Source organism: Haloarchaeobius ordinarius, assembly GCF_051801355.1.
Classification (GTDB): Archaea; Halobacteriota; Halobacteria; order Halobacteriales; family Natrialbaceae; genus Haloarchaeobius.
In genome coordinates, this window is record NZ_CP196560.1 from 860,473 (window position 1) to 877,515 (window position 17,043).

The window sequence follows — 17,043 nt, forward strand, 5'->3', positions numbered from 1 at the left end:
CGACTCCGAACGCCACCCCATGCACGAGGAGAACTCGCGGAACCTGTACGACCGGGCGCTCTCTGTCATGCCCGGTGGCGTCAACTCTGCCGTCCGTGCCGCCATCGAACCGTACCCCTTCTTCGTCGAACGCGGCGACGGCGGCCACGTCATCGACGCAGACGGCAATCGGTACATCGACTGGGTGATGGGTCTGGGCCCGCTCCTGCTCGGCCACGACCTTCCACAGCCAGTGCAGTCGGCGGTCCAGAAGCACGCGAGCAACGGCCCGATGTTCGGCGCACCCGCCGAGATAGAGGTCGAACACGCCGAGTTCGTCACCCGGCACGTCCCCAGCGTCGAGATGATTCGCTTCGTCAACTCCGGCACCGAGGCGACCGTCTCCGCGGTCCGTCTCGCCCGCGCCTACACCGGCCGCGACAAGATCGTCGTGATGCAGGGCAGCTACCACGGCGCGAACGATTCGACCCTCGTGGAGGGCGAGGGTGGCGAACTCCATCCCTCCAGTCCCGGCATCCCGGACTCGTTCGCCGAGCACACTATCGCGGTGCCGTTCAACGACCACGAGGCCGCCCACCGCGTCTTCGAGAAGCACGGCGACGACATCGCGGGCGTGCTCGTCGAACCTATCCTCGCGAACTACGGCATCGTCTCGCCGACCGACGAGTACCACGAGACTCTGGCCGACCTCTGCGACGACCACGGCTCCCTGCTCATCTTCGACGAGGTCATCACCGGCTTCCGCGTCGGCGGCCTCCAGTGCGCCCAGGGCAAGTTCGACATCGACCCCGACATCACCACGTTCGGGAAGATAATCGGTGGCGGCTTCCCGGTCGGGGCCATCGGCGGCAAGTCCGAAATCATCCGGAACTTCACGCCCTCGGGCGACGTGTTCCAGGCCGGTACCTTCTCGGGCCACCCCGTGACGATGGCGGCCGGGCTCGAAACGCTCAAATTCGCCGCCGAGAACGACGTGTACGACCACGTGAACTCGCTGGGCGAGAAGTTACGGCGCGGCCTCACCGAACTCTGTGCCGACTACGCCCCCGAGTACACCGTCGTCGGGACCGACTCGATGTTCAAGGTCATCTTCACCCGCGAGGGACCGGCGGACCTCGAGGGCCAGTGCGAGGCCGGCTGCCAGCAGCGCCCCGGCTGCCCACGCTACGACTACTGCCCGAAAAACGGCGGCGACGTGGCCTCGGCCGAGACCGACCGTTGGCGGCGGCTGTTCTGGCCCAAGATGAAAGAACAGGGCGTCTTCCTCAGCCAGAACCAGTTCGAGTCCCAGTTCGTGAGCTACGGCCACACCGAAGAGGACGTGGAGGAGACGCTGGACGCGTACAAGGAAGCACTGTAGAACACCCCGAACACGCCTTCTTTCTCCCTCCGCTCCCTACACCCGCCCGATGCCAGACGACCCGGTCCTCTCCGAGGCCGAGCGCGCAAAGCTCGATTCGAGCCCCGACGACGCGTTCTACGAGCAGCCGCGCTTCGTCCACCACGTCGACGACGGGTTCAGGGACCGGCTCACGGAGTGCTATTCCGAACACCTCGAAGACGGAGACGTGGTGCTGGACGCCATGTCGAGCTGGGTGTCCCACCTCCCCGACGACCGCGACCTCGCACGCGTCGTCGGCCACGGCCTGAACGAGGCCGAACTCGCGGAGAACCCGCGACTCGACGAGTACGTGGTCCAGGACCTGAACCAGAACCAGAAACTTCCCTTCGAGGACAACACTTTCGACGCGGTGCTGTGTACCGTCTCGGTGCAGTACCTCCAGTACCCGACGGCCGTCTTCCGCGAGTTCGCGCGAGTACTGCGCCCCGGCGGCGTCCTCGTCGTCTCCTTCTCCAATCGAACGTTCTGGCAGAAGGCCATCCGGGCGTGGCGCGAACGGTCGATGGACGAGCGACTGGGCCTCGTGGTTCGATACTGTGAGGCGGCCGGATTCGACGATCTCGAGACGGTTCGGGAGTCGCGGCAGTCCGTACTGCCCGGGCTGGGTGGTGACCCATTCTACGCGGTCGTCGCGCGGACTGCCCCCTGACGACAGCCTCGACCCCCTGACGACAGCCTCGGCAGCCGTCTGCATCTGGTCTCGACACCCGTCTGTGTCCGGCCGTGACACACGACCACCATCCCTTTATGCTCCCCAGTCGCCACTTCGGACGAAGCGTCCTATGACTCACCGGCAGACGTGTCGTCCGGTGTACGATCCACGGCCGCGCATCGCCGCGCGGCGGGTCCGATAGCTGCAGCACTCGCTCTCGCTTCGCTACCTCGCGTAGCCGCAATCCAGCTATCGACCACACACGATGCTAATATCCACCGAGCCACCGGCGCAGCGCCGGGACTCACCCGACCACGTATCGCTCGCAGACCACGTATCGCCCACCCACCACCAGTCGAATCGTTCGCGGTCACCCGGACCGCCCGAAGCAACACCGACAGCCGCCGGCGGTGGTCGTCGATGACCACGACAAACCCACCCGACGCCCCCACCGAGGAGCCGTCGCTGTGGCGGAACCGCGACTTCCGGCGCTTTTTCGCCGGGCAGTTCGTCACCAACGCCGGCGACAGCCTCTACACCGTCGCAGTCATGTGGCTCGTCTACGACCTCAGCGGGTCGACCGTCCTCACGGGCATCGCGAACGCGATGCTGTTGCTCCCGTGGCTCTTGCAGATTCTCGCCGGGCCACTCGTGGACCGCCTGCCACTCAAACCCGTGCTCGTGGGCTCGCAGGTCCTCCAGGGCGTCGTCGTCCTCGCGCTCCCAGTCGCAGCCGCGATGGGCCATCTCCACGTCGGCGTCCTGCTCGCGGTCGTCCCGCTGCTGACGCTGGCGACGCTCTTGATGGCCCCGATGCAGGCCGCGCTCGTCCCCCGCATCGTGGACGACTCGCGACTCTCGCAGGCGAACTCCGCGCTCGCGACCGTCACGCTCGGACTGGACATGGTGTTCGACGCGCTCGGCGGCGCGTTCATCGCCCTCTTCGGCGCGACGGCGCTGTTCCTGTTCGATTCGGTCACGTTCGCCATCGCCGGCCTGCTGTTCGCTGGCATCGCCGTCTCGGGGACCACCGGAACGGACAGCGAGACGATGGCTCCGGACGGAACCAGCGACGCCAGCGCCGCCACCGACGGTGGAGCAGACGAGAGAACCGACGGAGAGACCGACGAGCGGACCGAGTCGGTGCTCGAGGCCTACGTCGACGACCTGCGGGACGGCATCGACGTGCTCCGCGGGACCGTCTTCGTCGAGCTGGTGCTCACGACCGCGGTCGCCAACCTCGCAGTTGGGGTCACGCTCGCCATCCTCCCGGCGTTCGGCGCTGCGCTGGGCGGGCCGGCCCTCTACGGCCTGTTGCTCGGCGCACTCGGCATCGGCCGGCTCGTCGGGTCGCTCGTCGCGCCCCGCCTCGAAGGCGTCCCGTACGGCCGGCTGTTGCTCGTCGGGCACTCGCTTGGCGCTGTCTGCTGGCTCGCGGCAGTGGTCGCGCCGTCGCCCGAACTCACTCTCGTCCTGTTCGGCCTCGCGTGGGTGCCCGCCGGGGCCAGCGGCGTGCTCACGGCGACGCTCAACCAGACCGTCTTCCCGTCTGACCTCCTCGGCCGCGTCTCTTCTATCAAGGGGACGGCCTCGGGGGCCACACTGCCCCTCGGCGCGCTGGGCGGCGGCATCGTCGCGGAGGTGCTGGGAACGACGACGACCATGGGACTGACAGCGTTCGGCTTCGGGTTCACGGGACTGTACGTTCTCGTGCGCCCCCGGCTCCGCCGCCTCCCGGCGGTCGCAGACGCCGACCCGTCCGCGTTCGACGTGACGGCGTCCACAGAGCGCGACGGGGACTGACAGGGCCCGTCCCGTCACCCAAACCGGTCCGAAGCCGTGGTGGACGGGCCGGAGCCGATTTGATATAGCAGCCAGTGATTTATTCCCCAGTTTCGGACGGGCTGCGTGGTTCGCCACGAAACAGCGCACCGGCCTCCGAAACGGTCGCTCGCCCGAGATTCGGAGCCACCGGGGCCGGCCAGGCGGGCGCAGAGCCAGCGCCACGCCCGCCAGCGACAAACTGGAGGGCTTTTCACCCTCGGCCGCCGACTCCCGTCCATGCGAACACGTGGGACCATCCGACTCGCCACGCGCGGCTCCGACCTCGCGTTGCGACAGGCGGCGACGGTCCGGGACGCTCTCGAAGACCAGCGATACGAGGTCGAGCTGGTCGAGGTCGAGACCGAGGGCGACCGGATACGCGACGAGTTGATACAGGACCTGGGGAAGACCGGGGCGTTCGTCCGGTCGCTGGACGAGAAAATCCTCGACGGCGAGGTCGACGCTGCCGTCCACTCCATGAAGGACATGCCGACGGAACTCCCCGACGACCTCGTGGTGGCGGGCGTCCCCGAGCGAGCGGCTGCCGGCGACGTGCTCGTGACGGCCGAGGGCACCGCACTCGACGACCTCGAACCGGGGGCCGTGGTGGGAACCTCCTCGATGCGCCGGCAGGCACAGATAGAGAACTACCGGGACGACCTCGTCGTCGAACCCCTGCGTGGGAACGTCGACACCCGGGTCGAGAAGCTGCTCGCGCCCGCCCTCCAGCGCGAACACGAGCGCCGGAGCGAGGCGGACAAGGAACGCAAGGGCAACACGGGCAACGAGGACTTCGAGCCCGAGTTCGACCAGACCACCGACGAGTGGTTCGAGTCGCTCTCGGAGATTCGCAAGCGTGCCCTCGGCCGTGAGGTCGAGACCGACTACGACGCCATCGTGCTCGCCGAGGCCGGCCTGCGCCGGTCCGGACTGCTCCACCACATCGAGTACGAACAGCTTCCACCCACCGAGTTCGTCCCGGCCGCCGGACAGGGCGCACTGGCCGTGACGGCGGCGGACGGCGAGACTGCCGAGGCCATTCACAAGGCGCTCGACCACCCCCGGACCCGCGTCGAGACGACGGTCGAGCGGACCGTACTCGCCGGGCTCAACGGCGGCTGCGTGGCCCCAATCGGGGTCCACGCCACGATTCAGGGCGAGTTCGTCCGGACCACGGCACAGGTGCTCCACCCCGACGGCGACGGCGTCGTCAAGGAACGCCGTGACCTCCCGGTCGAGACGCACGCGAAGGCTGCCCGAGAGTTCGCCGAGGACCTGAACGAGAAGGGCGCAGCCGAGTACGTGCAGGCCGCCCGCGAGAAATGACGGGGAAGGTCTACCTCGTCGGGAGCGGCCCCGGCGACCCGGAACTGCTGACCGTGAAGGCGACCCGGCTGCTCGACGAGGCCGACGTGGTCCTGCACGACAAGCTGCCCGGGCCGGAGATTCTGGGGCTGATTCCGGAGGAAAAGCGCGAGGACGTGGGCAAACGCGCCGGCGGCGAGTGGACCCCGCAAGAGTACACCAACAGGCGGTTGGTCGAACTCGCCGAGGAGGGCAAGACGGTCGTCCGCCTGAAGGGTGGCGACCCGTTCGTCTTCGGCCGCGGCGGCGAGGAGACCGAACACCTCGCCGCGAACGGTATCGAGTTCGAGTACGTCCCCGGCATCACCTCCGCCATCGCCGGGGCTGGCGTGGCCGGTATCCCCGTGACGCACCGCGACCACGCCTCCTCCGTCTCGTTCGTCACGGGCCACGAGGACCCTACCAAAGAGGAATCCGCGGTGAACTGGGAGGCGCTCGCCGCGACTGGTGGCACCATCGTCGTCTTCATGGGCGTCGGCAAGCTGCCGGAGTACACCAGGGCACTTCGAGAGGCCGGGATGGACCCCGAGACACCCGTCGCGCTGGTCGAGCGCGCCACCTGGCCGGACATGCAGGTCGCGACCGGCACGCTGGACACCATCGTCGACGTTCGGGACGCCGAGGGTATCGAGCCCCCCGCAATCACCGTCATCGGCGACGTCGCGGGCACGCGTGAGGAGGTGCTTGAGTTCCTCCAATGACGACCAGAGACACGACCGTCGCCGTCTTCCGCCCGGACGACGAGCGCCTCACGAACGCGGTCGAGCTCATCGAATCGCTGGGCGCGACGCCGGTTCCGGACCCGATGCTGTCGGTCCGGTCGTCGGGGTCGGGTCCGCAAACGGGGGCCGACTACACCATCCTGACGAGCAAGACCGGCGCGGAACTCGCCTGCGAGGCGGGCTGGGAGCCTGGCGAGACCACGGTCTGTGCCATCGGCCCCTCGACGGCCCAGGCGCTCCGAGACCAGGGGTACGAGGTGGACCGGGTCCCCGACGAATACACGTCCAGCGGGCTGGTTTCGGAGCTTTCGGGTGACGTGGCTGGCGCGACCGTCGAGGTCGCCCGGAGCGACCACGGCAGCGACGTGCTCATCCACGGGCTCTGGGAGGCTGGCGCGTTCGTCCACGAGACGGTGCTGTACGAACTCGTCCGGCCCGAGGGCGCAGGCGAGTCGGTCGAACTGGCCGCCGCTGGCGAGCTGGACGCCGCCGCGTTCACCTCCTCGCTCACGGTCGAGAACTTCCTGGCGACCGCCGACGAGAAGGGGATTCGCGAGGAAGCGCTGGCCGGCCTGAACGACGCCGTCGTCGGCGTCATCGGCCCGCCGACCCGTGAGACGGCCGAGTCACTCGGTATCGCGGTCGACGTGGTCCCCCAACACGCGGACTTCGAGGAGTTGGCCTGCGCGGTCGTGGAGGAAGCAGCGCCGACGTACCACGACTGAGCGTCGGCTGATTTTCGGTAGTATACCGCATCGAGAACCCTCTTTTCGAGAGGATTCTGCGTCGGCCGGTCATTGCCGCGCCCCACTCGATAAATCATATACCACGATATCAAATCGGCTTCGCGCAGGGAACCCTATCCTTCGTCGACGGTCGAGAGAAAGCGTCTCTGCTGGGTTTTCCGGATTCGGGGCCGAAACGGCGTCAGTTCACACCACCGACACCCGATGACGCATCGGGCAGGTCGTACGGCGTCGCGTCCATCCCGAGTTCCTCGAGGGCGGCCGCCATGTGCTCGTCTTTCGCGTAGTCGGCACCGTCCTCCTCGCGGATGCGCTGGGTCGTCGCCAGCACCTCGGCGCGACGGTCGTCGGGGATGTCGTACTTGTCCGTCGAGAGCTCGATGACGAGGCCGTTGTTGTCCTTGGTGTAGATGGAGTGGAAGATGCCCCGGTCGAACACGTTGTAGTGGTGTCCGGCCTCGTCTAGCGCGTCCATGACCTCCTCGTACCGTTCGGGGTCGACGCTGAAACAGAGGTGGTGGACCGCGCCGACGCCGCCTCGCACCCCGCGGGCCGAGGGGCGGTCGTCGCTCACGAAGAAGGTGAGGATGCGACCGTCACCGGTGTCGAAGAACAGGTGCGTCTGGGAAGGGTCGTCGAGGTTCGGCTGGCGCAACACGAGGCGCATTCCCAGAAGGTCGCGGTAGAACGCGAGCGTGTCTGCCTCGTTGCTCCCCCAGATGGTGATGTGGTCGGTGCCGGTGGTGTGGAACGGGCTGTCCGGGAACTCGTCGGTGACAGGGGCTTGCTGCTGGTCGCTCATGGGAGAATCGTACGGGTTCTCGACCGATAAACGCTCGCGGACACCGCCGTCACCCGGTGACAGGCGTGTCCCCGGCGGGGGAAGTCCTACTGACCACCCCTGTCGGCTTCCTCGTCGTCCTGCACCGCGGCGTCCACCGCCTCCTGCTCCGCGGCCTCCACCACGTCCCGCTCGGCCTCGGCTTCCTCGGCAGCCTCCACCACTTCGTCCGGTTCCGGCTCCGGCGGTCGCTTGACGACGAGCACCGGCCCCACCGACAGTTCGGCCACCTGGTCGACGTCCTCGCCGAAGACGACCGACCGGAGCGACGGGGCGCGTTCGCCCATCACCACGAGGTCGTGTTCGGTTGCAGCCGTCGCCGTGGCGCGGATCGGGGCGTCGGTCAACTGGACGGTGGTATCGAGCACGTCCTCGGAGAAGCCGTGTTCGACGAACCAGTCGTAGGCGGCCTCGACGAGCGCGGTTCGTTCGGATAGCGTCTCCTCGTCGGGGGCAGTCGCGAAGATAGAGATGGTGACGTCGTCGTTCGCGAACACGGCCGCGGCGTACTCGACGACGCGCTCGACGGCCACGTCGGGGTGGACCGGGACGAGTACCTTCTCGACCTGTGGTGTCGGGTTCGGGATGAGGTAGGCGTCACACTGGGTCTCGTCGGCGACGCGATTGATGGTCTTCTCGGCGTCGTGGGTGAAGACGATGCGGGTCTCGACGGTCGCACCGTACTCCTCGAACAGTTCGACCACGTCGGCGAGCTTGTTCTGTGCCTGTTCCTCGAACTCCAGTTTTCCTTGCCCGGGTGGCGTCTGCTCGGGGAGGACGTGGTAGGCCAGCAGCAGGACCGGCACGTCCGCGAGGACTTCAGCCACGCCTGGTGAGACGCTCTCCCCTTTCAACACCTGCACCGGGACGAGTACGCGTCGGGTCATCAGACTGCACCTCGTAGTTTCACGTCGCGGGCGTAGTACAAGTACCACACCCCTGCCAGCACCATCACGGCGAGGCCGATGAGCTGTGAGGTGGGCTTCATGAACGCGATGAGACCGAAGCTCGCGATGGCTCCCAGCACGGGAATCACCGGCCCGAAGGGTACCTCGAAGTCCGGCTCGTACCACTCCGGCGGCGACCGCCGGATGACCACCAGCGCGACACACATCAGGCCGTACATGATGAGGTGCAAGAAGGAGGCGACCTCCGCCAGAATCTCGACCTGCCCGGTTCCGACGAGCACGAGCACCGGCCCGGCTGCCGACAGCAGCGCGATGTGCGGGGTGCCGTACTTGAGGTTGAGCCGCCGGAACCGTGCAGGGACGATGGCGTCACGGCTCAGCGCGTAGATAGCCCGCGACGACGAGAGGATGCTCGCGTTCGCCGACGAGAGCGTCGCGAGCAGCCCCGCGAGCAGTATCGCGACCGCACCCGCGAGTCCGAAGAAGTCCCGGGCGACCTCGACCATCGCGGTCTCGCCGAAACTCTCCAGACGTGGACTGCCGAACGCGCTCGTCGCCACGAAGATGGTCGCGACGTAGAACACGCCGACGAGGAGGACCGAGCCGACCATCGCCAGCGGGAGGTTCCTGGCGGGGTCTTTCACCTCGCCCGCGACGGTCGCAACCTGTGCGAAGCCGAGGTAGGAGGTGAACACCAGCGCCGCGGTCGAGAACACCGGCGCGAGGCCGAACCGGAAGAACGTCTCTGGTGCCGAAGCCCGGCCGAACACCCCGAGGGCGTCGAGGCTGCCGTAGGTCAGGAACCCGGTGAGGATGACGAGCAACAGCGCGACGACGACGTTCTGGAGCTTGGTCGCGTTCTCGGTCCCCGTGAGCGAGAGCGCGGTGAGCAAGGCGGCGAAGGCGAGGCCGAGTGGAATCACGAGGTCGGCGGCGTTCACACCGACCTCGGCGAGGACGGCCGCGGCGTAGTTACCGAAGCCGACGAGGTAGAACGCCGAGGCGAAGACGAGACCGAGCCAGACCGAGAGGCCGACCACGGCACCGAAGAGGGTCCCGAGCCCGCGCGAGATGAAGTAGTAGCCGCCCCCCGACTTCGGCATCGCGGTGGCCAGTTCTGCGGTCGGGACCGCCACCAGCAACGCGATGACCGCCCCGATGGCGAACGAGAGTGCCGCGGCGGGGCCGGCCTTCCCGGCGGCTATCCCCGGGAACACGAAGATACCCGCACCGATCATCGTCCCGACGCCGATAGCCAGTGCGCCCCGGAGGCCGATGGTGCGCTCCAGTTCGACGCCCTCCTCGTGGACGGTCGCCTCCTCGGTGACCGTGCCGGCGTCGGTGTCCGGCTCCGGTCGTGCGGCTGGGTCGACTGCCATGCGGTAAGATAGCACGCTTTCGCGGAAAAAAGACGGCCTTGATGCGGTCCCGATGGTTTAAATCCGAGACCGCCCCACTACCCGACGAATGCCCGATTCCGTCCCGGTCCCTGAAATGGCAGACCGCGCCGCCGCGTGCGCCGAGCGCCTGCGCGCGGCCGACGAGGTGTTGCTCTCCTCGCACATCGACGCCGACGGCCTGACCAGCGCCGGCGTCGCCGCCAGCGCGCTGGAACGCGCCGGTGTCCCGTTCGAGGTTAACTTCGAGAAACAACTCGACGAGGCGGCCGTCGCGGCCATCGCCGCGACCGACTACGACACCGTGCTGTTCACCGACTTCGGGAGCGGGCAACTCGACATCATCAAAGAGTACGAAGACGCGGGCGACTTCACCCCGGTCATCGCGGACCACCACCAGCCGGCCGACGCAGAGACGGAGTTCCACCTGAATCCGCTGCTGTTCGGCATCGACGGCGGTTCTGAACTCTCTGGTGCGGGCGCGGCGTACGTCCTCGCCCGGGCGCTGGAGGGCGACGGCGACAACCGCGACCTGGCCCGCCTCGCAGTCGTCGGAGCCGTGGGCGACATGCAAGACACCGACGGGGAACTCCACGGGGCGAACGCGGGAATCGTCGAGGACGGCGTGGCGGCCGGCGTCCTCGAGGAGGGCACCGACCTCGCGGTGTACGGCAAGCAGACCCGCGAACTCCCGAAACTCCTCGAATACGCCAGCGACGTGGTCATCCCGGGCATCACCAACGACCGGAACGGGGCCATCGAGTTCCTGAACGGCCTCGATATCGAGGTCAGAGAGGGCGACGACTGGAAACGCTGGGTCGACCTCGACGCCGAGGAACGCCAGACGGTCGCCAGCGGCCTCGTCCAGCGGGCGGTGCGCTCGGGCGTCCCCGCCGACCGCATCGACCGGCTCGTCGGGACGAGCTACACGCTGCTCGCAGAGCCCGAGGGCACAGAACTCCGGGACGCCAGCGAGTTCTCGACCCTGCTCAACGCGACCGCCCGGTACGAACGCGCCGACGTGGGCCTCGCGGTGTGTCTCGGGAACCGGGACGAGGCGCTGGTCGCTGCCCGCAAGCTCCTGCGGAACCACCGCAAGAACCTCTCGGAGGGGCTCCAGTTCGTCAAGAACGAGGGAACGACCAAGGAGGAACACGTCCAGTGGTTCCACGCCGACGACCGCATCCGCGAGACCATCGTCGGCATCGTCGCCGGGATGTCCCTGGGGGCGAGCGGCATCGATAGGAGCAGACCCATCATCGCCTTCGCGAACGAGAGCGCCGAGGAGGTGAAGGTCTCTTCCCGGGGAACCGGCCACCTCGTCCGCGACGGGTTAGACCTCTCTGTCGTGATGCGCGAGGCGTCACAGGCCGTCGGCGGCGACGGCGGCGGGCACGTCATCGCGGCCGGGGCGACGATTCCGCGCGGGAAAGAGGACGAGTTTATCGCGGAGTGTGACCGGCTGGTCGGAGAGCAGCTGGGCCAAGGTTAATTTCATCAGTATTCTGCACAACCATGGCGCATGAACGACCGTCTCCTCGACGACATCGTCCACGACCTTGACAAGGACCGGGTAGACAGCGAGTACATCAGGAACCGATTCGTCGACGTCGGACGCGAGTACATGGAGAACGCCGCCGACCCGACAACGGAGCAAGTGGAAGTACTCGTCGACCACTTCGAGGACCGCGACCCGGATGAAATCGACGAAGAAGCCCTCTCGTTGCTGTGGACGATGAGTGGCGTCTTCAGATGGATGGTCGACGATCTCCCGCTTCAGGGACAGACCTCCGACCCGGCGTGGCTCCGAAAGAAGTTGGCGTTCTGGGAGATTACCAAGGGCGGAGCGGACGAGTAGGACGAGTCTCGAGGGTTTCGACGACCCCGCCCTACTCGTAGAACCGCTCGGGGACGTGTCGCCGCAGTTCCGACGGGAGCGCCCGGGCCACCTGCGACCAGACCGTCGCGAGCCGCTTGCGCAGGGCGACGTACACGCCACCCACGACTATCGTCACGACGACCAGCGGCGGCACCGGTTCCGGGAGCGTCAGGGCGGGCACACCCAGCAACCCCGCCAGCGCGAGGTCGCGGGGCGACCCGTCGTAGGGTACCAGTCGTTTCGGCGCGAGCCAGCGGCCGTGGTAGTGGCTGTACACCGCCTTTTCCGACCGCCCTTCCCACGGGCGGAGTTCGAGGCCGCCGCCGTAGAGGTCCATCACGGGGTGCAAGGCGGCCGCGACGAGGAACGTCGCGAGCGCGATGGTCGCCGTCGTCGGGATGGCGAGCGCCAGCACGGCCGCGAGGCCGGCCGGGAACCAGCCGAACACGGGGAAGTGAAGCGTCTTGCGGTGGCCCGCGTAGATGTCAAGGTCGGGGAACACGCTGCCGGCGACCGCCGCCGCGACGACCGTGGCGGGGTCGCCACCGCCCAGTTGGACCACGAACGTCGCGAGCAGGAGGCCCGCGAGCGCGTGGGTCATGGCCATCATCGTGGAAACGCATACGCCTCGAAAGTATACAAGGTTGTCCCGACTGATGCTACTCTGTGACACGGTCGACACAGGGGTTTTTCGGGCCGGGCACCTACGTCGAGGTATGCGAAGGGACACGGTGTGGACGCGGAATGCCACCTTGTTCACCCGGACCACGCAGGTCGGGTTAGTCGGCATCTTCGTCCTCGGCATGACCATCCGCAACGTGAGCGTCGTGCTCAACGCCCTGTTCGCCATCGGTGTGACGCTCCTGCCGGCTGTCCTCGAGCGCGACTTCCGCATCGAACTGGACCCGCGTTTTACCGTCTACCTCGGGGTCGCGGTCTTCCTCCACGCCGTCGGGATGTTCCAGTTCTACGACGAAGTCTGGTGGTGGGACCACCTCACGCACACGCTCTCGGCCAGCATCGTCGCCGTCGTCGCCTACGCGACCGTCTGGGCCATCGACGCCCACAGCGACCGGCTCTACCTCCCGGAGCCCTTCGTCATGGTGTTCGTCCTGGCGTTCACGCTGGCGATGGGGGTCTTCTGGGAGGTGATGGAGTTCATCGCGCGTGAACTCGCCATCGCACTCGACCTCGACCCGGTGCTCATCCTGTACGGACTCGACGACACGATGCTCGACCTCGTGTTCGACCTCGCGGGCGCGCTGGTCGTGACGCTGTTCGGGACGGGGGCGGTGCGCGAACAGGGTGAGGAACTGGCGGCCTGGCTGGAACGGCGGCGGGGGACGAGCTAAATCCCCCGCGGCCGAACACCCGCTGTGAAACCGGAGCGTTTCCTCGCGGCCGACGCGGACCGTCGACAGCTCTTGCTCGTGGTCGTGGTCGTCACGGTCGGGCTCGTCTTCGGAACCGTGGTGACGGGCCGGTACCTGTGGTTCCTGCGCGAACCCGACGCCATCCAGGGGGTCGTCGACGGGTTCGGACCGCTCGCCCCCCTCGCGTTCGTCGTGCTCCAGACGCTTCAGGTCGTGCTCGCGCCCGTTCCCGGGCAGGTGCTCGCGTTCGCCGCGGGCTACCTGTTCGGGGCAGGCCTCGGCTTCGCCTACAGTATGGTCGGCGCGACCGTCGGGACGTACCTCGCCCTCCTGCTGGCGCGGCGGTACGGCCGTCCCTACGTCGAGCACGTCGTCGCCCCAGACGCCCTCGACCGGTTCGACGACTTCCTCCACGAGTACGGCCTGGTGGGCGTGTTCGTCATCTTCCTGTTGCCGGGATTCCCGGACGACGTCATCTGCTTCGCTGCCGGGATGAGCGACCTCGACGTGCGGAAACTGGTGCTCGTCTCCGTGGCCGGGCGGACACCCGGCTATCTGGTGCTGACGCTCTCCGGTGCGGGACTGGCACAGGAACAGGTGTACCTCTCTGTGGGGTTGCTGGTCACGGCGGCCGCAATCGGTGGCGTGCTGTTCTGGAAACGGGAGGCGTTGCTGCGGCGGCTAGCGGCCGGAAGAAGTCGGTAGACACCCGTCAGTCGTCCCAGACCGCGACGTTCTCCTCGCGGAGTTCGCCTTTCGCCTTCCACGTCCGCGGGCGAAGCGCGATGACGACGAGGGTGACGTACGCGAGGCCGACCATGACGGTGACGACCTCACCGGAGAGGCGGCCGACTGCGGCGGTGTCGGGCCACGGGCGTGTCGTCGGGACGACGAACACCCGCGCCAGCCACGCCGCGCCGAGGATGGTGAACAGCGGGAGGTACACCCGCCGGAGCCGGTGCGCGAGGGCCTCCTCGAACGATATCTTGATGACCGGCGTGCGGTAGTCCTGGGCGAGTTTGCGCCGCCAGTCCGGGTCTGTGACGGGCGTCGACGGGTCGAGTCCCTTCGCGAAGACGTTCTCCTGCAGGACGCGAACCCGGGAGCGCCAGATGTCGTAGCCGCGATAGCGTCGTGCTTCCATCACGAGGAACGACGACAGCATGACGCCCGCGATGAGGATGAGGTAGTGCGGGTGGTCGGGACTGGCGAACGCGAACGTCAGGATGGCTGCGAGCGTCGTGACCGCCCAGTTCGTGGTACGGTCCAGCCGCTCCCGCCAGAACTTCATCCGGTGTATCTCGCCGCGGTAGAGGTGTGCCAGCGACGAACTCGGGCCCATGTCTACTTCGAGCAGGCCGGCACCGATGTCCCGTGCCTCTTCGCTGCTCGGGTCGAAGGGCTCTTCGTCCGTGTTCATCGCCGTCCCGTCCGCCGTGTCACTGTTCGGCGGTTTGCTGGAGCTGGGCGGTGTCCTCGTACTTCTCGCGGAACTCGCCGATGAGGTTGCCCATCTTGGCGTACCAGTCGTTGAGCATGCGCTGCATGTCGTCGGCGACCTGGTCGGGGTCGACCGGCTGGTAGACGTGGTAGTAGCCACCCTGGTCGTAGTTCACCTGCTCTTGCTGGACGAAGCCCGACTGTTGGAGACGCTTTATCGCCCGGTAGGCGGTCGAACGCTCCCGTTCGACGCGCTCTGCGATCTCGTCGACGGTGAGGGGGTTGTCGCTCTCGACGATGGTCGAGAACACCTCCTTGTCCAGCTCTTTCAGTCCGTGGATACACTCCAGCAGGCCCTCGCACTCCATGTCCTGCTGCAGGTACTCCCGCATCGAATTGGCCATCTCGTGTTGATGCTATGTGGTTCGAGGGTAAAAGCCTTGTTCGATTTGTGCAACACCGCACAGCACCGAATCGGGGTCCCCACGCGGGACGGCGGGTCGAGGGTGTCACGTATCAGTCGAACCGTTGGAGGCGGCCGCGTCACTGTACTTCTCGCGGAACTCGCCGACGAGTGTGCCCATCATGGCGTACCAGTCGTTGAGCATGCGCTGCATGTCGTCGGCGACCTGTTGTGGGTCAGCGGGCCGATAGACGTGGTAGTAGCCGCCGTCCGCGTAGTTGACCTGTTCCTTCCGGACGAATCCCGCGTCGACGAGCCGCTGGATAGAACGGTAGGCCGTCGACCGTTCCCGGTCGCTCGCGACGGCGACCTCGTCGATAGACAGCGGTTCCGGGGCTTCCGTGAGCGTCCTGAACACCGTGAGGTCGAGGTCACCGAGGCCGTGGCCGCACTCCAGTAACCCCTCACACTCCATGTCCTGTTCCAGGTACTCGCGCATCGATTGGGGCATGTCTCGTTCGGAGAGAGGGACCGCTGAAGTAAAAGTATTGTGCAATACTCAAAATACCATTTTTCAATACATTCCTGTCAACTCGAACACGTGTCAGAGAAACGGTCGCCGGTGACGTCCCGACTGCCGGACGCGATTGCCCGGCCCGTGAATTCCCCCGGTGGGTCGACCGTGTGCAAGCGGTGCGCGCGAGTGATGGTCAGGGAACCCGCACGCGAGGGGTGACGAGTGGAGTCGGCGTGTCCGGTCGGGGGGTGTCCGGTGTGTCTCGTACTCAGTCGCTGGTGAGCGCGTCCTGGCTGGCCGCACAGTTGTTCGGCCCGAGTTCGAGTTCGAACGCCTCCTCGTCGGTGGCCTCGCGCTGGCCGAGGTTCGTCTCGATGATGTCCACGTAGTTCGCCGGGCGCGGCGGCATGTCCGAGAGGACGAGGTCGACGAAGTCGTCCTCGTCCATCGTCAGCGCGTCCATCGTCTCGACGAGTTCCCCGATAGGCGCGGTGTAGGTGTCGTCGTCGGCCGGCGTCGCGGCGTCGCTGAAGTGGGCGCCGCCGACGAGCACGTCGTCGTCCTGGGCGAGGACCTTGGTCTGGAGGGTGTCGTAGAGCTGCTTCGCGGCGTCGGGCGCGCCCTCGTCGCCCTCTTCGAGGTCGGGGCGGGCGACGCTCTCGGTGAACAGGCCGTCACCGGTCGCGAGCAGGCTCCCGCCGACGAGGTAGGAGGTCATCCCGCTCGTGTGCCCGGGCGTGTAGACGGTCTCTATCTCCGCCGCACCGACCTCGAGGACGTCGCCGTCCTCGACGGTCTCCATCTCGTCGGCGTAGGTGACACCGCGCGGGACCGCGTTGGCCGGGATGACACCGGTCACGCCCTCCTCGGCGAGGGTGCGCACGCCGCTGATGTGGTCGGCGTGGATGTGGGTGTCGATGGCGTAGTGGAGGTCGGCGTCCAGTTCCTCGGCGTCGGCGAGGTAGCGGTCTGTGAACTCGCGCAGCGGGTCGATGACCGCGGCCTCGCCGACGGAGACGAGCATGTAGGCGAGACAGCCGCTGGACGGGCGCTGGTACTGGTAGAGCTTGCCGGGGCCGTCGTACCGCGACACCTCGACTCGCTCGTAGATGCGGGCCCAGCCGTTCATGCCCTCGTCGAGGTGGACGACGTCGCGGCCGTTCTCGGCCAGCTTCGCGGCGACGTACTCGCTCGCGCCGCCCTTCGCGCACAGGACGACGAGCGGCTCGCCCTCCGGGACCTGCTCCAGCACGTCGTCAGGGAGCTCGTCGTCGAGGAACTCGAAGTAGGGCACGTTGGCGATTTCGACGTTCTCGCCGTCGATGTGCCACTCCGAGAAGTCGCTCTCCATACGCGCGTCGAGGATGGTGACCGCCTCGCCGCCGTCGATGCGCGACTTCAGTTCTTCAGGGCTCAGTTCGTCGACTTCGATTTCGATCGTGGGTAACGCGTCAGGGTCCATGCGTCACTCCACGCTTGGAGGTGGGGTACAATAAGTATTGTGGATATTGTGCAAGACACTCAGAAAAATCAGCATCGTTGCGCGACTCGAATGGAACCAGAGGCCGTATTAC

Annotated in this window: 18 protein-coding genes; 10 read left to right on the plus strand and 8 right to left on the minus strand. The window is 67.1% G+C overall.

Going from position 1 to position 17,043, the window contains the following annotated elements; translation table 11 throughout:
• Positions 1–19: 19 nt before the first annotated feature.
• The 6 genes from hemL (at position 20) to ACSC1R_RS04515 (ending at position 6,690) form a co-directional block, all read left to right on the plus strand.
• Positions 20–1,360 carry a glutamate-1-semialdehyde 2,1-aminomutase gene (gene hemL / locus ACSC1R_RS04490; protein WP_439027878.1) on the plus strand — a complete coding sequence of 447 codons (1,341 nt, stop codon included), beginning with the start codon at positions 20–22 and terminating at the stop codon, positions 1,358–1,360.
• Between the two features lie 49 nt (positions 1,361–1,409).
• A complete protein-coding gene (locus ACSC1R_RS04495) occupies positions 1,410–2,051 on the plus strand; it encodes a class I SAM-dependent methyltransferase (protein ID WP_439027879.1) in 642 nt (213 codons plus the stop codon).
• Between the two features lie 423 nt (positions 2,052–2,474).
• Positions 2,475–3,857, plus strand: coding sequence for an MFS transporter (locus ACSC1R_RS04500; RefSeq protein WP_439027880.1), 1,383 nt, complete (start codon positions 2,475–2,477; stop codon positions 3,855–3,857).
• A 258-nt stretch (positions 3,858–4,115) separates the two neighbouring features.
• Complete coding sequence (gene hemC, locus ACSC1R_RS04505) at positions 4,116–5,204, plus strand: hydroxymethylbilane synthase (protein WP_439027881.1); 1,089 nt, start codon at positions 4,116–4,118, stop codon at positions 5,202–5,204.
• Complete coding sequence (gene cobA, locus ACSC1R_RS04510) at positions 5,201–5,944, plus strand: uroporphyrinogen-III C-methyltransferase (RefSeq protein ID WP_439027882.1); 744 nt, start codon at positions 5,201–5,203, stop codon at positions 5,942–5,944. Before hemC ends, cobA begins: the two co-directional genes overlap by 4 nt.
• Positions 5,941–6,690 (plus strand): uroporphyrinogen-III synthase, encoded by a 750-nt coding sequence (locus ACSC1R_RS04515; RefSeq protein WP_439027883.1) that lies wholly within the window; start codon positions 5,941–5,943, stop codon positions 6,688–6,690. Before cobA ends, ACSC1R_RS04515 begins: the two co-directional genes overlap by 4 nt.
• A 202-nt stretch (positions 6,691–6,892) precedes the next feature.
• On the opposite strand, the gene ACSC1R_RS04520 is transcribed toward ACSC1R_RS04515, so the two are convergent.
• From ACSC1R_RS04520 to ACSC1R_RS04530, 3 genes are all read right to left on the minus strand, one after another.
• The gene (locus ACSC1R_RS04520; RefSeq protein WP_439027884.1) at positions 6,893–7,513 is read right to left on the minus strand and encodes a VOC family protein; all 621 of its coding nucleotides are present in this window, start codon (positions 7,511–7,513) and stop codon (positions 6,893–6,895) included.
• Positions 7,514–7,599: 86 nt separating this feature from the next.
• Positions 7,600–8,439, minus strand: a complete 840-nt coding sequence (locus ACSC1R_RS04525; protein WP_439027885.1) for a universal stress protein — start codon at positions 8,437–8,439, stop codon at positions 7,600–7,602.
• On the minus strand, positions 8,439–9,839 hold the full coding sequence (locus ACSC1R_RS04530) for an APC family permease (RefSeq protein ID WP_439027886.1): 1,401 nt from the start codon (positions 9,837–9,839) through the stop codon (positions 8,439–8,441). Before ACSC1R_RS04530 ends, ACSC1R_RS04525 begins: the two co-directional genes overlap by 1 nt.
• Before the next feature lie 88 nt (positions 9,840–9,927).
• Here ACSC1R_RS04530 and ACSC1R_RS04535 point away from each other — a divergent pair, with 88 nt between their 5' ends.
• Together ACSC1R_RS04535 and ACSC1R_RS04540 are read left to right on the plus strand one after the other, a co-directional pair.
• Complete coding sequence (locus ACSC1R_RS04535; protein ID WP_439027887.1) at positions 9,928–11,349, plus strand: DHHA1 domain-containing protein; 1,422 nt, start codon at positions 9,928–9,930, stop codon at positions 11,347–11,349.
• A 30-nt stretch (positions 11,350–11,379) separates the two neighbouring features.
• A complete protein-coding gene (locus tag ACSC1R_RS04540) occupies positions 11,380–11,715 on the plus strand; it encodes a hypothetical protein (protein ID WP_439027888.1) in 336 nt (111 codons plus the stop codon).
• A gap of 31 nt (positions 11,716–11,746) precedes the next feature.
• Here ACSC1R_RS04540 and ACSC1R_RS04545 read toward each other — a convergent pair whose 3' ends face one another.
• Positions 11,747–12,346 carry a metal-dependent hydrolase gene (locus ACSC1R_RS04545; protein ID WP_439027889.1) on the minus strand — a complete coding sequence of 200 codons (600 nt, stop codon included), beginning with the start codon at positions 12,344–12,346 and terminating at the stop codon, positions 11,747–11,749.
• Between the two features lie 106 nt (positions 12,347–12,452).
• Here ACSC1R_RS04545 and ACSC1R_RS04550 point away from each other — a divergent pair, with 106 nt between their 5' ends.
• Together ACSC1R_RS04550 and ACSC1R_RS04555 are read left to right on the plus strand one after the other, a co-directional pair.
• A complete protein-coding gene (locus ACSC1R_RS04550) occupies positions 12,453–13,088 on the plus strand; it encodes a hypothetical protein (protein WP_439027890.1) in 636 nt (211 codons plus the stop codon).
• Between the two features lie 24 nt (positions 13,089–13,112).
• Positions 13,113–13,814, plus strand: coding sequence for a TVP38/TMEM64 family protein (locus ACSC1R_RS04555; protein ID WP_439027891.1), 702 nt, complete (start codon positions 13,113–13,115; stop codon positions 13,812–13,814).
• 7 nt (positions 13,815–13,821) lie between these two features.
• Here ACSC1R_RS04555 and ACSC1R_RS04560 read toward each other — a convergent pair whose 3' ends face one another.
• The 4 genes from ACSC1R_RS04560 to ACSC1R_RS04575 all read right to left on the minus strand — a co-directional run bounded on the left by ACSC1R_RS04560 (position 13,822) and on the right by ACSC1R_RS04575 (position 16,931).
• Positions 13,822–14,529, minus strand: coding sequence for a DUF2270 domain-containing protein (locus ACSC1R_RS04560; RefSeq protein ID WP_439027892.1), 708 nt, complete (start codon positions 14,527–14,529; stop codon positions 13,822–13,824).
• A gap of 19 nt (positions 14,530–14,548) precedes the next feature.
• Positions 14,549–14,953 (minus strand): helix-turn-helix domain-containing protein, encoded by a 405-nt coding sequence (locus ACSC1R_RS04565; protein WP_439027893.1) that lies wholly within the window; start codon positions 14,951–14,953, stop codon positions 14,549–14,551.
• A 105-nt stretch (positions 14,954–15,058) separates the two neighbouring features.
• Entirely contained in the window at positions 15,059–15,463 is a 405-nt protein-coding gene (locus ACSC1R_RS04570) for a helix-turn-helix domain-containing protein (RefSeq protein WP_439027894.1), read from the minus strand.
• Positions 15,464–15,737: 274 nt separating this feature from the next.
• Positions 15,738–16,931 (minus strand): MBL fold metallo-hydrolase, encoded by a 1,194-nt coding sequence (locus ACSC1R_RS04575; protein WP_439027895.1) that lies wholly within the window; start codon positions 16,929–16,931, stop codon positions 15,738–15,740.
• Positions 16,932–17,043: the final 112 nt, after the last annotated feature.

Excerpts from the sequence above, each read along its gene's own strand:
- ACSC1R_RS04575 (WP_439027895.1), bottom strand. The coding sequence starts at position 16,931 with ATGGACCCTGACGCGTTACCCACGATCGAAATCGAAGTCGACGAACTG.
- ACSC1R_RS04545 (WP_439027889.1), bottom strand. The coding sequence starts at position 12,346 with ATGATGGCCATGACCCACGCGCTCGCGGGCCTCCTGCTCGCGACGTTC.
- ACSC1R_RS04535 (WP_439027887.1), top strand. The coding sequence starts at position 9,928 with ATGCCCGATTCCGTCCCGGTCCCTGAAATGGCAGACCGCGCCGCCGCG.
- ACSC1R_RS04560 (WP_439027892.1), bottom strand. The coding sequence starts at position 14,529 with ATGAACACGGACGAAGAGCCCTTCGACCCGAGCAGCGAAGAGGCACGG.
- ACSC1R_RS04540 (WP_439027888.1), top strand. The coding sequence starts at position 11,380 with ATGAACGACCGTCTCCTCGACGACATCGTCCACGACCTTGACAAGGAC.
- ACSC1R_RS04500 (WP_439027880.1), top strand. The coding sequence starts at position 2,475 with ATGACCACGACAAACCCACCCGACGCCCCCACCGAGGAGCCGTCGCTG.
- ACSC1R_RS04550 (WP_439027890.1), top strand. The coding sequence starts at position 12,453 with ATGCGAAGGGACACGGTGTGGACGCGGAATGCCACCTTGTTCACCCGG.
- ACSC1R_RS04530 (WP_439027886.1), bottom strand. The coding sequence starts at position 9,839 with ATGGCAGTCGACCCAGCCGCACGACCGGAGCCGGACACCGACGCCGGC.
- ACSC1R_RS04495 (WP_439027879.1), top strand. The coding sequence starts at position 1,410 with ATGCCAGACGACCCGGTCCTCTCCGAGGCCGAGCGCGCAAAGCTCGAT.
- ACSC1R_RS04525 (WP_439027885.1), bottom strand. The coding sequence starts at position 8,439 with ATGACCCGACGCGTACTCGTCCCGGTGCAGGTGTTGAAAGGGGAGAGC.
- cobA (WP_439027882.1), top strand. The coding sequence starts at position 5,201 with ATGACGGGGAAGGTCTACCTCGTCGGGAGCGGCCCCGGCGACCCGGAA.
- hemC (WP_439027881.1), top strand. The coding sequence starts at position 4,116 with ATGCGAACACGTGGGACCATCCGACTCGCCACGCGCGGCTCCGACCTC.
- hemL (WP_439027878.1), top strand. The coding sequence starts at position 20 with ATGCACGAGGAGAACTCGCGGAACCTGTACGACCGGGCGCTCTCTGTC.
- ACSC1R_RS04515 (WP_439027883.1), top strand. The coding sequence starts at position 5,941 with ATGACGACCAGAGACACGACCGTCGCCGTCTTCCGCCCGGACGACGAG.
- ACSC1R_RS04565 (WP_439027893.1), bottom strand. The coding sequence starts at position 14,953 with ATGGCCAATTCGATGCGGGAGTACCTGCAGCAGGACATGGAGTGCGAG.
- ACSC1R_RS04520 (WP_439027884.1), bottom strand. The coding sequence starts at position 7,513 with ATGAGCGACCAGCAGCAAGCCCCTGTCACCGACGAGTTCCCGGACAGC.
- ACSC1R_RS04570 (WP_439027894.1), bottom strand. The coding sequence starts at position 15,463 with ATGCCCCAATCGATGCGCGAGTACCTGGAACAGGACATGGAGTGTGAG.